Source organism: Lysobacter sp. DMC97 (genome assembly GCF_056313745.1).
Genome location: NZ_JBQUZR010000004.1, coordinates 150836 through 167249, shown reverse-complemented (window position 1 = coordinate 167249; position 16414 = coordinate 150836). Strand labels below are relative to the sequence as shown.

Genomic DNA, 16414 nt, shown 5'->3' with positions numbered 1-16414 from the left:
GATGTACGACTCCCCGTTCGATCTCTCGCCCGAGAAGCTGGCCGAAGAGGCCGCCACCGTGCAGCGCAAGCTGGGCGCCGGCCTGACCACGCTCGGCGAACTCGGCGACGTGCACTACGGCGTCACCGACAAGGAAGAAGTCTGGCGCGACGGCAAGGTCGTGCTGTACCGCTTCAAGGGCCCGCGCGCGCCGACCGCGCGGGTGCCGATCCTGATCTGCTACGCGCTGGTGAACCGGCCGTACATGGTCGACCTGCAGGACGACCGCTCGCTGGTGAAGAACCTGCTGGCGCTGGGCGAGGACGTGTACCTCATCGACTGGGGTTACACCGACCGCTCGGACCGCTTCCTCACGCTCGAGGATTACATCGAGCGCTTCCTCGGCGGTGCGGTCGACCACCTGCGCCACGCGCACCGACTGGACGCGATCAACCTGCTCGGCATCTGCCAGGGCGGCGCGTTCTCGCTCAGTTACAGCGCGCTGCATCCGCACAAGGTCAAGAACCTGATCACCATGGTGACGCCGGTGGATTTCCACACCGACGACAACATGCTGTCGAACTGGACCCGCGGCCTCGACATCGACCTGTTCGTCGACACGCTGGGCAACGTGCCGGCCGACCTGATGAACCACTGCTACCTCACGCTCAAGCCGTGGCGGCTGTTCGTGCAGAAGTACGTGGGCATGGTCGACATCCTCGACGACCGCAAGGCGATGGAGGATTTTCTGCGCATGGAGCAGTGGATCTTCGATTCGCCGGACCAGGCGGGCGAGGCGTTCCGCCAGTTCATCAAGCAGTACTACCAGGCCAACGGCTTCGTGAACGGCGGGATCGAGATCGGCGGCCGTCCGGTCGACCTCGGTTTCGTCGACATGCCGGTGCTGAATATTTACGCCGAGCAGGACCACCTGGTGCCGCCGTCGGCGTCGAAGCCGCTGGGCGGACTGATCGGCAGCGCCGATTATTCCGAGCTGTCGTTCCGCGGCGGCCACATCGGCATCTACGTGTCCGGGCGCGCGCAGAAGGAAGTGCCCGGCGCGATCCACGACTGGCTGGCGAGGCGCGCACGATGATGTCGAAATTTCGTTTTCTCGCCGTCGCGCTGCTGGCGTTCGCCGGCGTTGCATCGGCGGCACCGTCGCCGCAGGCGCAGCGCGAGATCGATGCGCTGATCACCGGTCTGGGCGCGTCCGGCTGCCAGTTCGAGCGCAACGGCAGCTGGTACGACGCGAAGAAGGCGCAGGCGCACCTGCAGGACAAGTACGACTACCTGCGCAAGCGCGACATGGCCGACACCGCGGAACTCTTCATCGCGCGCGCGGCCAGCGAGAGCAGCATGAGCGGCAAGCCGTACCACGTGCGCTGCGCCGGCCATGCGGTGGAACCGTCGGCGCAGTGGTTCAAGCGTCGCCTGCAGACGCTGCGTGCCGCGCCGGCGGCGCACTGAGCCGCGCGCCGTGAACGCGACGCCGCGACTGGTCCGCATCGGCGAGGGCCGCGTCCTCGCCGGCGTGGTCGGCGGCATCGCCGCGCGCTTCGGCTGGAATCCCACGCTGACCCGCATCGGCTTCGTGCTGCTGTCGGTGTTCTCGGCGGCGTTCCCCGGCATCGTCGTCTATCTCGTGCTGTGGCTGCTGATCCCGGAAGCGCCCGAGGCCTGAGCCTCGCCCGCGGCACGGCGTTCGCGCTCGGCGTGCTGTGGGCCGCACCGATGAGCGTCGTCGGGCTGGTCGCCGGCCTGGCCGGGATGGCGATGGGCGCACGACCGTCGCTGCAGCAGCGCGATCACGCGCTGGTGTTCCACCGGTTCCCCGGGCCGGGCGGGGCGATGACCCTCGGCAACGTGATCCTCTGCACCGGCGATTCGCTCGACGCGATGTGCGACACCTACGCGCATCGCGCCGGCTGGTGCATGCAGCCGCGCACACGACTGGGCGACCACGAACGCGCGCACGTGCTGCAGTACATGGTGCTGGGCCCGCTGTTCCTGCCGCTGTACTTCCTGCACGGCGGGATCAGCGTGCGCAATTGTTTCGAGCGCGCGGCCGACCGCTATGCGATCACCGGCCGCGGCTGGTGGCCATGGCTCCGTGCCAATTCCAGTGCGGCGACGAAGGAAGAATGGGCGCGTCCGCCGGTGACGAAGCCTGACTGACGCGTCGTCGCCCGAACCGGTCGCGTGTTTCAGTAATCCGGCCGCAGATGCACCGTTTCCATTTCGCGTCTCAGGCTGCGGCGGAAGATCGACGGCGCGAACCAGGTGTAAACGCAGAACGCCAGCCACGCATATCCCAGCAGCGCGGCGGCATCGGGATGGCCTTCGACGCGCAGGGTCACGACGCACACGCGATAGACCAGGTACACGCCGACCAGCAGGGCGATGGTGCGGCGCTGCGTGCCGGCGGTCAGCCACGTCTGCAGCCGCCACCACACGCCGAGCACCCAGCTCTGCCGCGCCTTGATCGCCGCGAGCAGGGTCAGCGCGCCGGCGTCGCCGGGGTCGTTCTGCAGCGCCCAGACCGCATGCGCGCGGGCATCCTCGACCCGGCCTTCGGCCAGATCGCAGTGTCCGAGCAACGTCAGGGCATCGACGTGTTCCGGATCGCGGCCGAGCGCGCGGTCGGCCAGGGCGCGGGCCTCGCCGCGGCGTCCGTCCTCGAATTCGATCCAGCCGTAGCGGGCGAGCGTGTCGGGGTTGTCCGGGTCCAGCGCATGCGCCTTGGTGATCTCGTCGCGGGCGCGATCGATGCGGCCCCAGTTGCGGTAGAGCGCCGCCGCCAGCCGGTAGGCTTCCGGATGTTCCGGCGACAGCGCGCGCGCGGCGTCGATGTGCGCCTCCGCGGCCGGGAATTCGCGGCGCGCGATCGACACCGCCGCCATCGCGAGGTGCGCCAGCGGCGCGTCCGGATCCAGCGTCACCGCCTGCGACGCTTCCAGCTTCGCCGCGTGCAGGCGGTTGCGCGACACCAGGCACAGCGCGAGCGCCGCATGCGCGTCGGCGTGGTCGGGCGCTTCGCCCAGCACGCGGGTCAGCACGTCGATGGCCTGGTCGACGTGGCCGTTGCGCATCAGGCGCAGGCCGTGGTCGAGCAGGCGTTCCAGGCGCAGGTCGTCGCTCATCGCAGCGCCTCGCTGAGGATGGGGGGCAGCAACATTCCGTCGATCACGTTGCGCGACAGCAGGAAGCAGGCGAACAGCCCGACGGCGCCGTTGCGCAGCGTGCCGCCGTAATGGGTCAGCAGTTCGGCGCTGCGCGCCTGGCTGAGGTAGAGCAGGTAGGCGAAGGTCAGCTTCACCGCCGGGTAGGCCAGTTCCGCGTACTCGACCGACGCGTCACCGGGCAACCAGTGGCTTTCCACGCCGGTGGCGATGGCGAAGAACACCGCCACGCAGGCGAGCGGGCTGAGCAGCGTGTAGCCATACTCGCGCGCCGCCGACACACTGCCCAGCGCGCGGGTGTTGAACGCGAACCACAGCAGGCCGAGGCCGTTGCCGCCGAGCATGCAGGCCAGCAGCGGCCACATCGGGTCGACGGCGTACTTCACCAGTCCGGTGGACCGGGGTTCGTCCGGGATGCGATAGCGCACGGTCGCCATGCGTCAGCCCTGGCTGTCCAGGAACTTCAGCACGTCGTCGTACTGGCCGGCCTGGTTGGCGTAGCGCGCGTGGTTGCGGGCGCTGGTCAGCCATTCCAGCGTCGTCGGCCGGATCCGCGCCAGCGCGTCGCGCAGGTGGCGCATCGCGATCTCGGTCTCGCGGCCGGTCTCGATCGATTCCTCGATCGCTTCGTCCGCGGCGGTGTCGACCAGGTTGCGCAGGTCGGCGCCGGAATGCCCGGACGTCCGCTTCACGAGGTCGCGCAGGTCGAGGTCGCCGGCCTGCGGGCGGCCGTCCAGCAGCAGGCGCAGGATGGTCTCGCGCGCGGCGGCGTCCGGCGGCGGCACGAACAGCACGCGATCGAAACGGCCCGGGCGCCGGAACGCGGGATCGACCGCCCACGGCACGTTGGTCGCGCCCAGCACCAGCACGTGATGGTTGTTCTGGGCGAAGCCGTCGAGCTCGGTCAGGAACTGGCTCACCAGCTTGGCCGACGTCGCCTCGCGCGAGTGCTGGCGCTTGCCGCCGATGGCCTCGATCTCGTCGAAGAACACCACCGCCGGCGCGGTGCGGCGCGCCTGCTGGAAGATCTCGTGCAGCTTGCGCTCCGACTCGCCGATGTACATGTCCAGCACGTCGGTGATCGAGACGTTGTAGAACTTCGCGCCGCATTCGCCGGCAGTGGCGCGCGTCAGCAGCGTCTTGCCGCAGCCCGGCGGACCGTACAGCAGGATGCCGCCGCCGGACTGGCGCTTGAAGCGCTGGAACAGCGACGGCTTGAGGAACGGGGTGATGATGCGGCGGCGGATCTCGCGCTTGACCTCGTCCAGACCGCCGACGTCGTCGAACCCGATCCGCGCCGCGACCGGTTCCAGGTGGCGGACCATGTCGTACGCCGCGGTATCGTCGTTGGCGATGCTGGGCACCGCCTCGCCGCCGCGGCCGCTGCGCGCGTCGGCCAGCGACACCAGCTTGCCGGTCAGCTGCGAGAAGAACGTCGCGTCCTCGATCGCCGGATTGGCGGCGATCGCGGCGCGGTAGGCCTCCAGCGCCTCGCCGCGGCGGCCTTCGCCGAACAGCAGGCGGGCGCGGGCCATCAGTGCCTCGCCTGAGTCCCCGGGCGCGAAGCGCAGCAGCGCGTCGTGCTCGCCGGCGTCGGCGAGCCGCTTCAGCGCGCGTGCGCGGCGGCCGGCGTCGGCCAGCAGGTCCGGGCCGCACAGGTCGAGCGCCTGCAGCAGCCCGGCGACGTCGCCCTTGTCGAGGCAGGCGTCCAGCACCAGCGTGCGCAGCGGGGCGTTGTCCGGCGTCGCCCGCAGCGCCGCGAGCAACGCGGCGACCTGGGGATCGACGGAGGCGGGATCGTTCGGACCGGTCGTCATGCGATGTGCGGCTTCAGCGCCAGATCGAGAGGCGGTCGGCCTCGGGCGCCAGCATCGGATTGCCGGCCTTGCAGGCGAACGTGGTGCCGAAGGCCGGCAACTGCATCGCCGGCACGTTCGCGCGCGACTGGCCCGGCGGGTAGGGCGAGGCGGCGGCCAGCGCAGCGACGGCGGCGGGCGCCGCCTGCTGCGGCCACAGCCGGGCCCAGCCGCGGAAGAACGCCTGCTGGTCCGTGGCCTTGGCGTTGGGCTCCGCCTCGGCGTAGGCCCCCCAGGCCAGTTCCAGGCCCGACAGGTCGGCGACGTTGTTCGGCAGCGTGCGCGCGCCGTCGATCTTCGTCGCCGGGCTGCCCGGCCAGGCGAAGCGCGAGAACAGCGGCGCCAGCGGTGCGGTGCGGGTCTGCCACGCGGTCGCGGTGTCGGCCGACCACCAGTCGCGCAGCGCTTCGGTCGAATCGACCACGCGGCCGCGGGTGTCGACGACGTAGGTCAGTTCATGGCCGACCATCGCGCCGAAGCTGCCGTACTGCGCGGCGAGCGGCTGCTGCATGTCCAGCACCGGCGGCTGCAGCAGCGCAGCGGTCACGAACACGCGGTTGTGGGCGAGGTCGTAGCTGATCGACGGCGACTGCGGCAGCACGTCCCAGCGGCGGTCGGCGCTGGCGCGGCCGATGCGCTTCATTTCCTCGCGGTGGTGCCAGGTCGAGGCGATCAGGATGTTGCCGCCGAAGCTGCCGCGACCCATCGGCTGCAGGCTGAAGTCGAAGATGCTGCGCGGCGCGCCGATCTCGATCTTCACGCGGTCGGCCTTGGCGCGCGCTTCCTGCTTGGTCGGCCCGTCCATCCAGGTGTTGCGGTCGATGGCTTCGCCCAGCGCCAGCTTCACGCTGCGGGCGATGGCGTCGGCGCGCTCGCGGGTGGCGTCGGGCAGGTGGCGGGCGACGTACTCGTGCGCCAGCATGTCGCCGGCGGAGCGGTTGATCGCATCCAGCACCTGGCGCCAGCGCGGCGCCTGCTCGGTCTCGCCGCGCAGCAGGCGGCCGTTGAAGTCGAAGTCGACGTCGCGCCAGTTCTTGCCGAGGTAGGGCGCCATCGTGTTGCCGACCTGGAAGCGCAGGTAGGCCTGCCATTCATTCGGCTTGAGGCTGGTGACCAGCTTGTCGAGCTGCGCGAACAGCGCCTGGTCGGCCATCGACACCTGTTCGGCGCTCACGCCCTGCGCCTTGAGGAAGGCGCCGAGCTGCAGGTTGCGGTACTTCTTCGCGAAGTCCTTGGTCGGCACCGGGCTGTAGGTCGCGCGCAGGCTGCGCAGTTGTTCCTGCGTCTTCGACAGGCGGGCGATGCGGGTTTCGAGGTCGATCACCAGCGCGGCCTCGGCCGCGACCTTGTCCTGCGGGGTGCCGGCGAGGGTGAGGATCTTCTGCACGTGGCCGTTGTAGCGGCCGAGCAGCGCGCGGGCGTCGGGATCGGTGCGGGTGTAGAAGCTGGCGTCGGGCAGGCCCAGACCGCCCTGCGTGAAGTAGCCCATGTAGGTGTCGAGCTGCTTCAGGTCGATGTCGGCGGTGAAGTTGAACGCGACCGGGATGCCGACCTGGTGCAGTGCCGCGATCGCCGGGGCGACGTCCTGCGGCTTCCTGATCGCGCCGATGCGCGAGAGCAGCGGCGCGATCGGGCCGGCGCCGTCGCGCTCGACCGCCGCTTCGTCGAGGCCACTGGCCCAGAAGTCGCCGAGCAGTTTCTGGATGCCGTTCTGCGGGGCGGTCATCGCGCCGTCGAGCAGGTCGCGCTGCTGCTGCACGCTGCGTTCGGCCAGTTCGCCCAAGGCGCTGGTCGTGCCGCTGGCCGGCACCGGATGCGCCTTCAGCCAGTCGGCGTTCGCAAAGGCATACAGGTCGGTGCAGGCGGACGGCGCCGTGGCGGCCTTCGGGGCGGGCGTCGCCGGCTTGCGCTTCTTCGCGGCGTCGGCCTGCGGAATGGCGGCGACGGCGAGGGTCAGGCAGAGGGCGAGGGCGGCGGGACGCAGGCGGGACGGGGCGTTCGGAGTCGGCATGCGGGGGCGTTCCTGGGAAGTCCGGGGAGTGTAACAAGCCCCCTGCGCCCGCCGGGTAGCGCGGGCGTCACGTTCCGGACGCCCCCGTTCAGCCGCCCTGGTCTAGTCGTGCCCGGCGCGCTGCGGCACCTTGCGCAGCTTCGTCGTGTCGTAGCCCAGCGCCTTCAGCCGGTCCACCAGCGCCGCGTAGTCCGCGTCGGAGAGGGTCGGCGTGCGCGCCATGATCCAGGCGTAGTCGCGGTTGCTGCGGGCGACGATCGTCCGGGTGTAGTCCGCGTCGACGTAGGCGATCACGTACTCGGCCTGGATCGGCCACACGAACTGCATGCCCCAGACCGCGTTGCCGGTGCCGGGGCGCACGGTGCCGACCGGGCGCATCGTCTTCAGCTTCGCGTCGAAGCCGCCGCGGCGCTGGCGGTAGGTGGTCTGGATCTTCCCGTCGGGGCGCAACGCGTAGGACTCCACGGCGTCGTAGGCGTCCTTCTCGATGAAGGTCGGGATGTTGGCGATCACGTACCAGTCGCCCATGAAGCGCGGCAGGTCGATCGAGCCCGCGGTGGGGATCGTCGGCGGCTTCTCGCGGCCGAAGGCGTACAGGCCACCGCCGCCCAGCAGGACGAGCAGTGCGAGCAACTTGAACATGGTCGATCTCCGTGGCATGGCGGCGGGTCAGTCGGGGCGGGCGAAGCGGTAGTGCGCGACCAGCCATTCGCGGCCGTCGGCGTAACCGAACAGTTCGGCGCAGGCCATCCAGAACATGCGCCAGCGCTGGAACCACAGCGGCGCGAGGTCGCCGTAGGCTTCGCGCAGGATCGGCATCACCGTGTCGCGACGCGCGTCCTGGTTCTGCAGCCAGTGGTTCGCGGTCTTCTCGTAGTGCGTGCCGTCGACCAGCCAGCGTTCCTCGATCCGCAAATCCTGCTGGAACCACGGCAGCGTGTCCGCGGCCGGCATCAGCCCGCCGGTGAAGAAGTGCCGGCCCATCCAGTTGTCCTCGCCCTCGACCTCGAACGGGTACATCAGCGTGCGGTGGACGAAGATGTGCACGAACAGCCGCCCGCCCGGCGCCAGCCAGCCGCTGATGCGCTGCAGCAGCGTCTGGTAGTTGCGCATGTGCTCGAACATCTCGATCGACACGCAGCGGTCGAACGCGCTCGCCGGCAGTTCCAGCCGGTTGACGTCGCAGGTGATCACCTCGACGTTGCGGAAGCCGCGGCGGCGGCATTCGCCCTCGATGTGTTCGCGCTGCGGCCGCGAGTTCGACACCGCGGTGATGCGCGCGTTCGGGTAGTGCTCGGCCATCCACAGCGTCAGAGAACCCCAGCCGCAGCCGAGTTCGAGGATGCGCTGGCCGTCGGCGAGCTGCGCGCGTTCGCCGTACAGCGCGAGCATCGCGTCCTCGGCCTGGTCCAGCGTCTCGTCGCCGCGCGGGTAGTAGGCGCAGGAATACTTCAGCCGCGCACCGAGGCAGGCGCGGAAGAACGCCGGCGGCAGCTCGTAGTGCTGCGCGTTGGCGGCGTCGGTGTGGATCGCGACGGGGCTGTGGCGCAGCTGTTCGATGCGCTGGCGGAAGCGCTCGGCCTGCGCTTCGGGGCCGCCGGCGCTCTCGGCGCGCAGGCGGTCCTCGCACTGGCGACGGATGCCGAGGCGCAGCAGCGCGTCGGGCAGCAGCCCGCGTTCGGCGAGGCCGATGAGGCCGGGGCCGGGACGATCGGCGGCGAGGACCTGCGGCGGGATGGCGGTGGCGTTCATCGGTCGGTGCCTCGGGAATCGGGGGCGGAAGGGGAAGCCGAAGGCGAGGGCGCCTTCGGGAACCACGGGAACAGCATCGGCGTGGTGAGCTGGTAGTCGCGGTAGTCGTCGCCGCGGGTGCGCAGCGCCTGCCGTTCGGTGAAAGGAATGCCGCTGATCCAGCGCAGGAACACGAACATCACCACCGGACCGGCGCAGGCCAGCGCGAAGCGCGGCGAGCCCACCGCCAGCGCGAGGTAGGCGAACCACTGTGTCCACTCGAAGAAGTAGTTCGGATGCCGCGAATAGCGCCACAGGCCGCGGCGCATCGTGCGGCCGCGGTTGGCGGGATCGGCGCGGTGCCGCGCGAGCTGCGCGTCGGCGATGGCCTCGCCGCCGGCGCCGAACAGCCAGATCGCGACCGCGGCGACGGCCCAGCCGATCGATGCCTGCGGATTTGCGGCGACCGCCACGAACGGCAGCGCGAACAGCACGATCAGCAGCGCCTGGAACTGGAAGAACAGCCAGAAATACAGCTGCCGGCCCTGCCAGTGCTCGCGCAGCGCGCGGTAGCGGCCGTCCTCGGGTTCGCTGCGCACGCGATGCCACAGGTGCAGGCCGAGCCGCGCGCCCCACAGCCCGCCGAGCACGCCGCCGACCACGCGCGGCAACAGCGCGCCGTCGCCCAGCGCGCACAGCAGCACCGCGCTGCCGCCGACGCCGAACGACCACAGCACGTCGACGATGCCGGCGTTGCGGCGGCGCTTCTGCCACACCCAGCCGGCGCTCATCATCAGCGCGGCGAGCATCCACACGAGGCCGAGGCTCGACAGCGCGTTCATGCAGCACCTCCCGCCAGCGGTGCGCGCGGTGCCGGCGTGGCGTGCGTCGGTCGCGATGCCAGCAGCGCCAGCAACCCGAGCGCGAGGCACCAGCCGCCGGCGAGCATCGCCAGCGTCGTGCCGGACGGCTCCGGGAACACCACCGCGCCGGTGGTGCGCGCGGCGCCGAGATACGCCAGCGGCCCGCCGATCGCGCCCAGCAGCGCGGCCAGCACCGGCCGCGCCGTCACCGCGCGTAGCGAATGGCGCAGCGTCAGCGCGAACGCGGCCCACAGCGTCAGCATCCACAGCGGCGCGCCGCCGGGCGGCAGCGCGGGGCTGGACGCAGCGAAGACGATGGCGCCCGACCCCGACAGCACGCCGTCGATGACCAGACCGCAGGCGACCGCCGCGACGAGCAGCGCGAGATCGCGCCGGCGCACGTCGCGGTCGCGGATCATGACACCGAGGTGCAGCACCGCGAACGCGAGCACGGCGAGCGGGCCCGGCCACCACAGGCCGCGGCCGGCACCGAGGACCGTCGCGAACCAGACCAACTGGTAGGCGACGGCGTTGAGGACGATCGCACCGCGGGTCATGCCGGTCGCTCCGCACGCGGCCATTCCGGCGCCGCCACCGTCGCAGCATGCGCCGGTTTCGCCAGCAGCAGGTGGGCGACGCCGATCGAGCGCTCGCGGAAGCCGCCTTCGCAATACGCCAGGTAGAACTCCCACATCCGCGCGAAGCGCGCGTCGTAGCCCTGCGCGCGGACCTGCGGCAGCGCGGCGAGGAAGCGCTGCCGCCACGCTTCGAGCGTGCGCGCGTACGACAGGCCGAAATCCTCCAGATGCACCAGCGCGAGGTCGCTTGCTCGCGTCTTGGCCGCCAGCATCGCCGCGATCGACGGGATGAAGCTGCCCGGGAACACGTGGCGCTTGATGAAGTCGACCGAGCGCAGCGCCTGCTCGTAGCGGTGGTCCTCGATGGTGATCGCCTGCACCAGGCCGATGCCGTCGGGCTTCAGCAGCGTGCCGAGCTTCGCGAAGTAGGTGTCGAGGTATTCGGCGCCGATCGCCTCGATCATCTCGATCGAGACCAGCTTGTCGTAGGTGCCGGTCAGGTCGCGATAGTCCTGCAGCAGCAGCGTCACCCGGTCGCCGAGGCCGGCCTCGGCCACGCGCTGCGCGGCGAGGGCGTGCTGTTCCTTCGAGATCGTGGTGGTGGTGACGTGGCAGCCGTAGTGCGTGGCGGCATGCACCGCGAACCCGCCCCAGCCGGTGCCGATCTCGATCACGCGGTCGCCGGGTTTCAGGTCCAGCTTGCGGCAGATGCGGTCGAGCTTGCGCGTGGAGGCGGCCTCCAGCGTGTCCCCGTCGCCGGCCCAGATGCCCGAGGAATACATCAGGTCCGGCGACAGGAACAGGCCGAAGAAATCGTTGCCGAGGTCGTAGTGCGCGGCGATGTTGCGGCGGCTGCCGTCGCGGGTGTTGCGGCGCAGCGCGTGCCAGGCGCGCATCGCGAGGCCGCCCAGGCGCGCCGTCCCGGTTTCCATGCCGTCGAGCAGGTCGCGGTTGCGCACCAGCAGGCGCACGAGGCCGACGAGGTCGTCGCAGCGCCACAGACCGTCCATGTACGACTCGCCGGCACCGACGCTGCCGTTGGCGGCGACGGCGCGGTAGAAGCCGGGATCGAGCACGTCCAGGCGCACCACGCGGTCGTCGTCGCGGTCCGCGGTGCCGATCGGCGTCGTGCCGAAGGCGTCGCGCAGCAGCACGCGGCCGTGGCGCAGCCCGGCGAGCTGCGCGACGAGGCGATCGCGCAGGAAGCGGTCGAAGCGGCCGTAGCGCATGTCGGTGGCGACGACGGCGGGGTCGGCGATCTCGTTCATCGGGAACCTCGGGGAGACGGGGAAAGGGCGTGGCGCGGGTGGTCGTGCACCGGCGTGCGCTTGAGCCACAGCCGCAGCGCCTGCCAGTGGATGGCGCCGACGACCTGCGCGGTCATCAGCGGATAGCGCCACAGCACGCGGCGCAGCGACGCGGCGTCCAGCGCGCGGCGGTGCAGGTGCAGGGTGGCGTCGAATTCGCGCGTGCCGTCGCGCAGGACGTCCATGTGCACGTGCAGGTCGTCGCCAGGCACGGTGAAGCGCCAGGCGTAGTCGCGTTCCATCGCCATGAACGGCGACACGTGGAAGCGCTTGGCGAAGGTCCAGCCCAGCGCGCGGCCGTGGTGTTCCGCGGCATCGACCGGCAGCACGTAGGCGTGGCGCTCCTTCCACGGCGTGTTGGTGATCTCGGCGACGATGCAGTCCAGCGTGACGCCGTCGGCGGCGTGGCAGTAGTAGAAGCTCACCGGGTTGAACACGTAGCCGAAGTAGCGCAGGTGCGTGAGCAGCCGCACCGGGCCTTGCGGGCGATGGCCCAGCACCGTCGCCGCACGGTCGCGCACCGCGTCGGCGAGCGGCGTCGCCGGGTCGCCCAGATAGTCGCTGCGGCGGAATTCGGCGAGGTTGCGGCGGTCGCTCGACCACAGCGCGTGGCCGTCGAACACGCGCGCCACCTCGTCGAGATCGAGATACAGCTGCGCCATGCGGTAGCCGAAGTCGTGCGCATGCGGCGCGTGCCGGCGATGACGCACGGTGCCTTCGTACACGGCGCTGGAGAGCGTGGCGCTCATGCAATCTCGACCTCGCGCACCGGCGACGACGACGTCGATGTCGCCGGCCAGCGCACGCCGAGCCCCGCGGCCACCTCGACCGCGCTGCGCATGCCGTCCTCGTGGAAGCCCCAGCCCCAGTAGGCGCCGGCGAACCACGTGCGGCGGCGGCCCTGGATCTCGGCCTTGCGCGCCTGCGCGGCGACCGAGGCATGGGTGTAGACCGGATGGTGGTAGCGCATGCGCTTCAGCACGCGGTCGGGATCGATCGCGTCGGTGCGGTTGAGCGTGACCACCAGCGGCTGCGGCGCGTCGAGGCCCTGCAGCAGGTTCATGCAGTAGCTGACGGTGCAGACGTCGGCGGGATCGCGCGGCACGAACGCATTCCACGCCGCCCACGCCTTGCGCCGGCGCGGCAGCAGGCTGGCGTCGGTGTGCAGCACGGTGTCGTTGGCCTGGTAGGGAATGGCGCCGAGGATCGCGATCTCGGCATCGCTGGCGTCGTTGAGCAGGCGCAGCGCCTGGTCGCTGTGGCAGGCAAGCACCACGTGGTCGAAGCGTTCGGCACCTTCGGCGGTGAACACGGTGACACCGTCGGCATCGCGCAGCAGCATGCGCACGGCCGCGGACAGGCGCACCTGCACGCGCCAGCGCGCGGCGAGTGCGTGCACGTAGGCGCTCGACCCACCGTCGACCACGCGCCATTCCGGGCGATCGTCGATCTGCAGCATGTGGTGGTTCGCCATGAACCGCACGAGGTACTTCGCCGGGAAGGCGAGGATGCGGTTCGACGGCGACGACCACAGCGCCGAGGCCATCGGCACCAGATGGTCGTCGCGGAACATCGCGCCGTAGCCGCCGGCATCGAGGTAGTCGCCCAGCGTCGGGCCTTCGCCGGGCAGGTCGAGCAAGGTCGGCGCTTCGCGATAGAAGCGGGTGAGGTCGCGCAGCATGTGCCAGAACCGCGGCGACACCAGATTCCGTCGCTGGCAGAACAGCGCGTCGACGTTGGTTGCGTTGTACTCCAGCCCACTGGCCTCGTTGCGGACCGAGAAGCTCATCGTCGTCGGCCGTGTGGCCACGCCGAGTTCGCCGAACAGCGCGGTCAGCAGCGGATAGTGCGCGGGATTGTGGACGATGAAGCCGGTGTCGACCGCGTAACGACGGCCCTGCAGGTTGATGTCGTGGGTGTGGGTGTGGCCGCCGAGGCGGTCGTCGGCCTCGAACAGCACGACCTCGTGCGACTTCGACAGCAGCCAGGCCGAGGCGAGGCCGGCGATGCCCGATCCGATGACGGCGATGCGCATCAGGCGGCCCTCGCCCGTGTCGATGCCGCGCGTTCGAGCACCCAGGCGGGCACGGGGCGCAGGTCATGCACCACCCGCACCCATGCCAGTGCGCGCAGCCCGTAGTACGTCAGGTCGATCTCCCACCAGCGGAAGCCCTGCCGCGCGCTGCCCGGGAAGAAGTGATGGTTGTTGTGCCAGCCCTCGCCGAAGGTCAGCAGCGCCAGCCAGCCGTTGTTGCGGCTGTCGTCGCGGGTGTCGAAACGGCGGCGACCGAAGCGGTGCGCCAGCGAGTTGATGGTGACGGTGGCGTGGAACAGCACCACCGTCGACACGAAGAACCCCCACACCAGCAACTGCGGGCCGTTCGTGCCCAGCGCCGGCGCGAACCGTTCCAGCAGCGCGCCCAGCGCGTATAGCGCGATCGCCAACGCGACCGGCACCAGCGTGTCGAAGCGGTCCAGCCAGCGCAGTTCGGGGAAGCGGGCGAGGTCGCGTACGCGGTCCCAGTCAGTGCGGAAGCCGCTGCGGGTGAGGAACCAGCCGGCATGGCTGCGCCAGAACCCGTGCACCTTCGGCGAATGCACATCGAGCAGGGTGTCGGAATGGCGGTGGTGGTTGCGATGGTGCGCGGCCCACCACAGCGGCCCGCGCTGCACGCTGGCGGCGCCGATCAGCGCGAACAGGAACTGCGCCGCGCGCGAGGTGCGGAAAGTCTTGTGCGAGAAATAGCGGTGGTAGAAGCCGGTGATCGCGAACATCCGCACCGCGTACAGCAGCGCGGCGACGCCCAGCGCCGTCGCCGAGACGTCGACCGCGAACACGCCGAGGCAGGCGAGGTGCAGTGCGGCGAAGGGCACGGCGCGGGCCCAGTCGATGCGGTCGTCGTCGGTGCCGCCGGCGGGCGCGTCGGAAACCCCGGTGTCGAACCAGCGTCGCAGCGCGGTCCGCAGCGAACGGGCAGGGGCTGCAGGCGCCGACGGCGCGGCGGGAGCGGGGGCTTCGGAACGTGTGGCGACGGCATCCGGCATGGACGACTCCTCGAAAGTCGTTGCCTGATACGGGCCCCGTCGCGATCCGGATGCACGCGTCGCCGAAAGTTTTTCCGCGGGCCGACGGTGTCTGAATCCCGGGCATGCCGCGGACACGACGAGGCCGCCCGAAGGCGGCCCCGGTCGTGCCACGCAAAGGCGGCGTCAGAGCGTCGCGATCTCGCCCTTGGCGATGATCGGGCCGGTGGCCACGCCGTGCGGCGCGCCGCCGTGCGGTTCCAGCGTGATCGCCAGCACCGCGCCCTGGGTCAGGCCGGCGCGCAGGGTGTCGGGCACCTTGACCGTGTGCGAGCGGTTGATCGACACGATGCCCAGCGACTTCGGCGTGCCGCCCGGGGCGATCAGCCACAGTTCGGGCTCGCGGCCGCGCGCGTCGGCGGGCGCGGGCACCGGCACCATCAGCACCGTACCGGCGCGGGCGTCGACCGACGCCAGCCAGCCGGGGCTGCCGTCGTCGTGGGCGAGGGTGGTGACCGGTTTGGGCGCGCTCGGATCTTCGACCGGTGGGCGCTCGACCGGCGGCGTGACCGCGACCGGGCCGGGGCCGCGCGGGCCGAACAGGTCCATCGGGCCCGCGACGATCGCGAGCAGCGCCGCGGCCGCGGCGAGCCCGGCGGCGGCGCGCCAGAAGCCGACGTTCTGCCACAGCCCGCTCTGCGCCGCGGGGCGGGCGCTGTCGTCGCCGACGGCCGCCCAACCCAGACGGGTGCGCACCCGCGGCCACAGGTGCGCGGGCACCTCGACCGGCGCCAGATCGTCCAGCAGCGGCGCGAGCCGCCGTTCCCATTCGGCGACCAGCCGGGCGAAGCCGGGATCGCGCGCGATGCGGGCCTCGGCCTCGCGGCGCTGCTCGGCGTCGAGCACGCCGATCACGTATTCGCCGGCCAGCAGGTCGGCCGAAGGCGGCTCGCGGCCCTCGAAGTCCTGGTCGTGCAGATCGCGGATGTTCATGCGTCCAGGCACTCCCGCAGTTGCAGCAGGCCGCGGCGGATCCAGCTCTTCACCGAGCCCAGCGGCGAGGCGATGCGTTCGGCCAGTTCCTCGTAGGTGGCGCCCTCGAAGAACGCGGTGCGGATCAGTGTCCGGCGGCGCGGTTCGAGCTGGCCGAGGCAGGCGTCGAGGCGGGCGCGGTCGTCCGCGGCGGCGGCCGACTGCAGCGGCGTGGCGCCGGTGTCGGCGATCTCGTCGGCGAACTCGATCGGCGCCAGTGCGCCGCGCGACGGCTGCGCCCGCAGGCGGTCGATCGCGCGGTTGCGGGCGACCGTGGCCAGCCAGGCCGGTGCGCTGGCGCGGGCGGGGTCGAACTGCGCGGCCTTGTGCCAGATCGAGACGAAGACTTCCTGCAGCACGTCCTCGGCCTCGGCGCGGTCGGACAGCAGGCGCAGGCAGATCGCGAACAGCCGCGGCGACGCCGCGCGGTACAGGGCCTCGAAGGCATGGCGCTCGCCGGCGGCGACCGCCAGCAGCAGGGCATCGAGTCGGGGACCGTCATCCGGGGTGGCGCGCAGTTCGGGCATTCCGGGTTCCCGGGGCGAAGGAGGGAGGCTGGGCGCCATGTTCGGGGGCGCCGCGTTGCGGAGCAAGCGTCCGTGCATCCTGCGACCCGGCGGTCGCATCGGGCACGGCATCGGCCGGGGCTGAGGGGAAAGGCGCATGCCGACGATACGCGCAGCGGCCCGGGCCGGATGCAGCCGGACACGCGACGGGCCCGGATCGCTCCGGGCCCGTCGTTGTCGTGCGGGATGCATGGGAGGCGGGCCCCGCCGCGGACGGGCGGGGCGCGCGGAGCGCATTCAGTCGACTGCGATCACTCGACCGCAATCATTCGATCGCGATCACTC

Annotated in this window: 18 protein-coding genes; 4 read left to right on the top strand and 14 right to left on the bottom strand. The window is 71.2% G+C overall.

Annotation, left to right across the window (positions count from 1 at the left end):
- Position 1 precedes the first annotated feature (1 nt).
- From ACT53Q_RS09960 to ACT53Q_RS09945, 4 genes are read left to right on the top strand one after another with little or no spacing between them, the layout of a single operon-like run.
- Entirely contained in the window at positions 2-1075 is a 1074-nt protein-coding gene (locus tag ACT53Q_RS09960) for a class III poly(R)-hydroxyalkanoic acid synthase subunit PhaC (protein WP_476186494.1), read from the top strand.
- Positions 1072-1449, top strand: a complete 378-nt coding sequence (locus tag ACT53Q_RS09955; RefSeq protein WP_476186493.1) for a YfeK family protein — start codon at positions 1072-1074, stop codon at positions 1447-1449. The genes ACT53Q_RS09960 and ACT53Q_RS09955 overlap by 4 nt, the downstream gene beginning before the upstream one ends.
- Before the next feature lie 10 nt (positions 1450-1459).
- Positions 1460-1663, top strand: a complete 204-nt coding sequence (locus ACT53Q_RS09950; RefSeq protein WP_476186492.1) for a PspC domain-containing protein — start codon at positions 1460-1462, stop codon at positions 1661-1663.
- Between the two features lie 50 nt (positions 1664-1713).
- The gene (locus tag ACT53Q_RS09945; protein ID WP_476186831.1) at positions 1714-2157 is read left to right on the top strand and encodes a hypothetical protein; all 444 of its coding nucleotides are present in this window, start codon (positions 1714-1716) and stop codon (positions 2155-2157) included.
- A 29-nt stretch (positions 2158-2186) separates the two neighbouring features.
- Here ACT53Q_RS09945 and ACT53Q_RS09940 read toward each other — a convergent pair whose 3' ends face one another.
- The 14 genes from ACT53Q_RS09940 to ACT53Q_RS09875 form a co-directional block, all read right to left on the bottom strand.
- Complete coding sequence (locus ACT53Q_RS09940) at positions 2187-3122, bottom strand: tetratricopeptide repeat protein (RefSeq protein WP_476186491.1); 936 nt, start codon at positions 3120-3122, stop codon at positions 2187-2189.
- Positions 3119-3598 (bottom strand): hypothetical protein, encoded by a 480-nt coding sequence (locus ACT53Q_RS09935; RefSeq protein ID WP_476186490.1) that lies wholly within the window; start codon positions 3596-3598, stop codon positions 3119-3121. Before ACT53Q_RS09935 ends, ACT53Q_RS09940 begins: the two co-directional genes overlap by 4 nt.
- 3 nt (positions 3599-3601) lie before the next feature.
- Entirely contained in the window at positions 3602-4978 is a 1377-nt protein-coding gene (locus ACT53Q_RS09930) for an ATP-binding protein (RefSeq protein WP_476186489.1), read from the bottom strand.
- Positions 4979-4991: 13 nt separating this feature from the next.
- On the bottom strand, positions 4992-7028 hold the full coding sequence (locus ACT53Q_RS09925) for a M13-type metalloendopeptidase (protein ID WP_476186488.1): 2037 nt from the start codon (positions 7026-7028) through the stop codon (positions 4992-4994).
- A gap of 102 nt (positions 7029-7130) precedes the next feature.
- Positions 7131-7670 carry a lipocalin family protein gene (locus ACT53Q_RS09920; protein WP_476186487.1) on the bottom strand — a complete coding sequence of 180 codons (540 nt, stop codon included), beginning with the start codon at positions 7668-7670 and terminating at the stop codon, positions 7131-7133.
- Between the two features lie 27 nt (positions 7671-7697).
- A complete protein-coding gene (locus tag ACT53Q_RS09915) occupies positions 7698-8780 on the bottom strand; it encodes an SAM-dependent methyltransferase (RefSeq protein ID WP_476186486.1) in 1083 nt (360 codons plus the stop codon).
- Positions 8777-9601: a DUF1295 domain-containing protein gene (locus ACT53Q_RS09910; protein ID WP_476186485.1), complete on the bottom strand. Its 825-nt coding sequence runs from the start codon at positions 9599-9601 to the stop codon at positions 8777-8779. Before ACT53Q_RS09910 ends, ACT53Q_RS09915 begins: the two co-directional genes overlap by 4 nt.
- Entirely contained in the window at positions 9598-10179 is a 582-nt protein-coding gene (locus tag ACT53Q_RS09905; protein WP_476186484.1) for a DUF2878 domain-containing protein, read from the bottom strand. Before ACT53Q_RS09905 ends, ACT53Q_RS09910 begins: the two co-directional genes overlap by 4 nt.
- Positions 10176-11468, bottom strand: coding sequence for a class I SAM-dependent methyltransferase (locus tag ACT53Q_RS09900; RefSeq protein WP_476186483.1), 1293 nt, complete (start codon positions 11466-11468; stop codon positions 10176-10178). The genes ACT53Q_RS09905 and ACT53Q_RS09900 overlap by 4 nt, the downstream gene beginning before the upstream one ends.
- Positions 11465-12256 (bottom strand): DUF1365 domain-containing protein, encoded by a 792-nt coding sequence (locus ACT53Q_RS09895; protein WP_476186482.1) that lies wholly within the window; start codon positions 12254-12256, stop codon positions 11465-11467. The genes ACT53Q_RS09900 and ACT53Q_RS09895 overlap by 4 nt, the downstream gene beginning before the upstream one ends.
- Complete coding sequence (locus tag ACT53Q_RS09890; RefSeq protein WP_476186481.1) at positions 12253-13542, bottom strand: NAD(P)/FAD-dependent oxidoreductase; 1290 nt, start codon at positions 13540-13542, stop codon at positions 12253-12255. Before ACT53Q_RS09890 ends, ACT53Q_RS09895 begins: the two co-directional genes overlap by 4 nt.
- Positions 13542-14462: an acyl-CoA desaturase gene (locus ACT53Q_RS09885; RefSeq protein WP_476186830.1), complete on the bottom strand. Its 921-nt coding sequence runs from the start codon at positions 14460-14462 to the stop codon at positions 13542-13544. Before ACT53Q_RS09885 ends, ACT53Q_RS09890 begins: the two co-directional genes overlap by 1 nt.
- A gap of 255 nt (positions 14463-14717) precedes the next feature.
- Positions 14718-15524, bottom strand: coding sequence for an anti-sigma factor (locus tag ACT53Q_RS09880; RefSeq protein WP_476186480.1), 807 nt, complete (start codon positions 15522-15524; stop codon positions 14718-14720).
- Positions 15521-16081, bottom strand: a complete 561-nt coding sequence (locus ACT53Q_RS09875) for a sigma-70 family RNA polymerase sigma factor (RefSeq protein ID WP_476186829.1) — start codon at positions 16079-16081, stop codon at positions 15521-15523. Before ACT53Q_RS09875 ends, ACT53Q_RS09880 begins: the two co-directional genes overlap by 4 nt.
- Positions 16082-16414: the final 333 nt, after the last annotated feature.

What these genes read in the sequence shown, in the direction of transcription:
- ACT53Q_RS09920 (WP_476186487.1), bottom strand. Translation starts at nt 7,670, where the DNA reads ATGTTCAAGTTGCTCGCACTGCTCGTCCTGCTGGGCGGCGGTGGCCTG.
- ACT53Q_RS09915 (WP_476186486.1), bottom strand. Translation starts at nt 8,780, where the DNA reads ATGAACGCCACCGCCATCCCGCCGCAGGTCCTCGCCGCCGATCGTCCC.
- ACT53Q_RS09905 (WP_476186484.1), bottom strand. Translation starts at nt 10,179, where the DNA reads ATGACCCGCGGTGCGATCGTCCTCAACGCCGTCGCCTACCAGTTGGTC.
- ACT53Q_RS09880 (WP_476186480.1), bottom strand. Translation starts at nt 15,524, where the DNA reads ATGAACATCCGCGATCTGCACGACCAGGACTTCGAGGGCCGCGAGCCG.
- ACT53Q_RS09925 (WP_476186488.1), bottom strand. Translation starts at nt 7,028, where the DNA reads ATGCCGACTCCGAACGCCCCGTCCCGCCTGCGTCCCGCCGCCCTCGCC.
- ACT53Q_RS09960 (WP_476186494.1), top strand. Translation starts at nt 2, where the DNA reads ATGTACGACTCCCCGTTCGATCTCTCGCCCGAGAAGCTGGCCGAAGAG.
- ACT53Q_RS09955 (WP_476186493.1), top strand. Translation starts at nt 1,072, where the DNA reads ATGATGTCGAAATTTCGTTTTCTCGCCGTCGCGCTGCTGGCGTTCGCC.
- ACT53Q_RS09895 (WP_476186482.1), bottom strand. Translation starts at nt 12,256, where the DNA reads ATGAGCGCCACGCTCTCCAGCGCCGTGTACGAAGGCACCGTGCGTCAT.
- ACT53Q_RS09945 (WP_476186831.1), top strand. Translation starts at nt 1,714, where the DNA reads ATGAGCGTCGTCGGGCTGGTCGCCGGCCTGGCCGGGATGGCGATGGGC.
- ACT53Q_RS09890 (WP_476186481.1), bottom strand. Translation starts at nt 13,542, where the DNA reads ATGCGCATCGCCGTCATCGGATCGGGCATCGCCGGCCTCGCCTCGGCC.
- ACT53Q_RS09940 (WP_476186491.1), bottom strand. Translation starts at nt 3,122, where the DNA reads ATGAGCGACGACCTGCGCCTGGAACGCCTGCTCGACCACGGCCTGCGC.
- ACT53Q_RS09900 (WP_476186483.1), bottom strand. Translation starts at nt 11,468, where the DNA reads ATGAACGAGATCGCCGACCCCGCCGTCGTCGCCACCGACATGCGCTAC.
- ACT53Q_RS09930 (WP_476186489.1), bottom strand. Translation starts at nt 4,978, where the DNA reads ATGACGACCGGTCCGAACGATCCCGCCTCCGTCGATCCCCAGGTCGCC.
- ACT53Q_RS09935 (WP_476186490.1), bottom strand. Translation starts at nt 3,598, where the DNA reads ATGGCGACCGTGCGCTATCGCATCCCGGACGAACCCCGGTCCACCGGA.
- ACT53Q_RS09910 (WP_476186485.1), bottom strand. Translation starts at nt 9,601, where the DNA reads ATGAACGCGCTGTCGAGCCTCGGCCTCGTGTGGATGCTCGCCGCGCTG.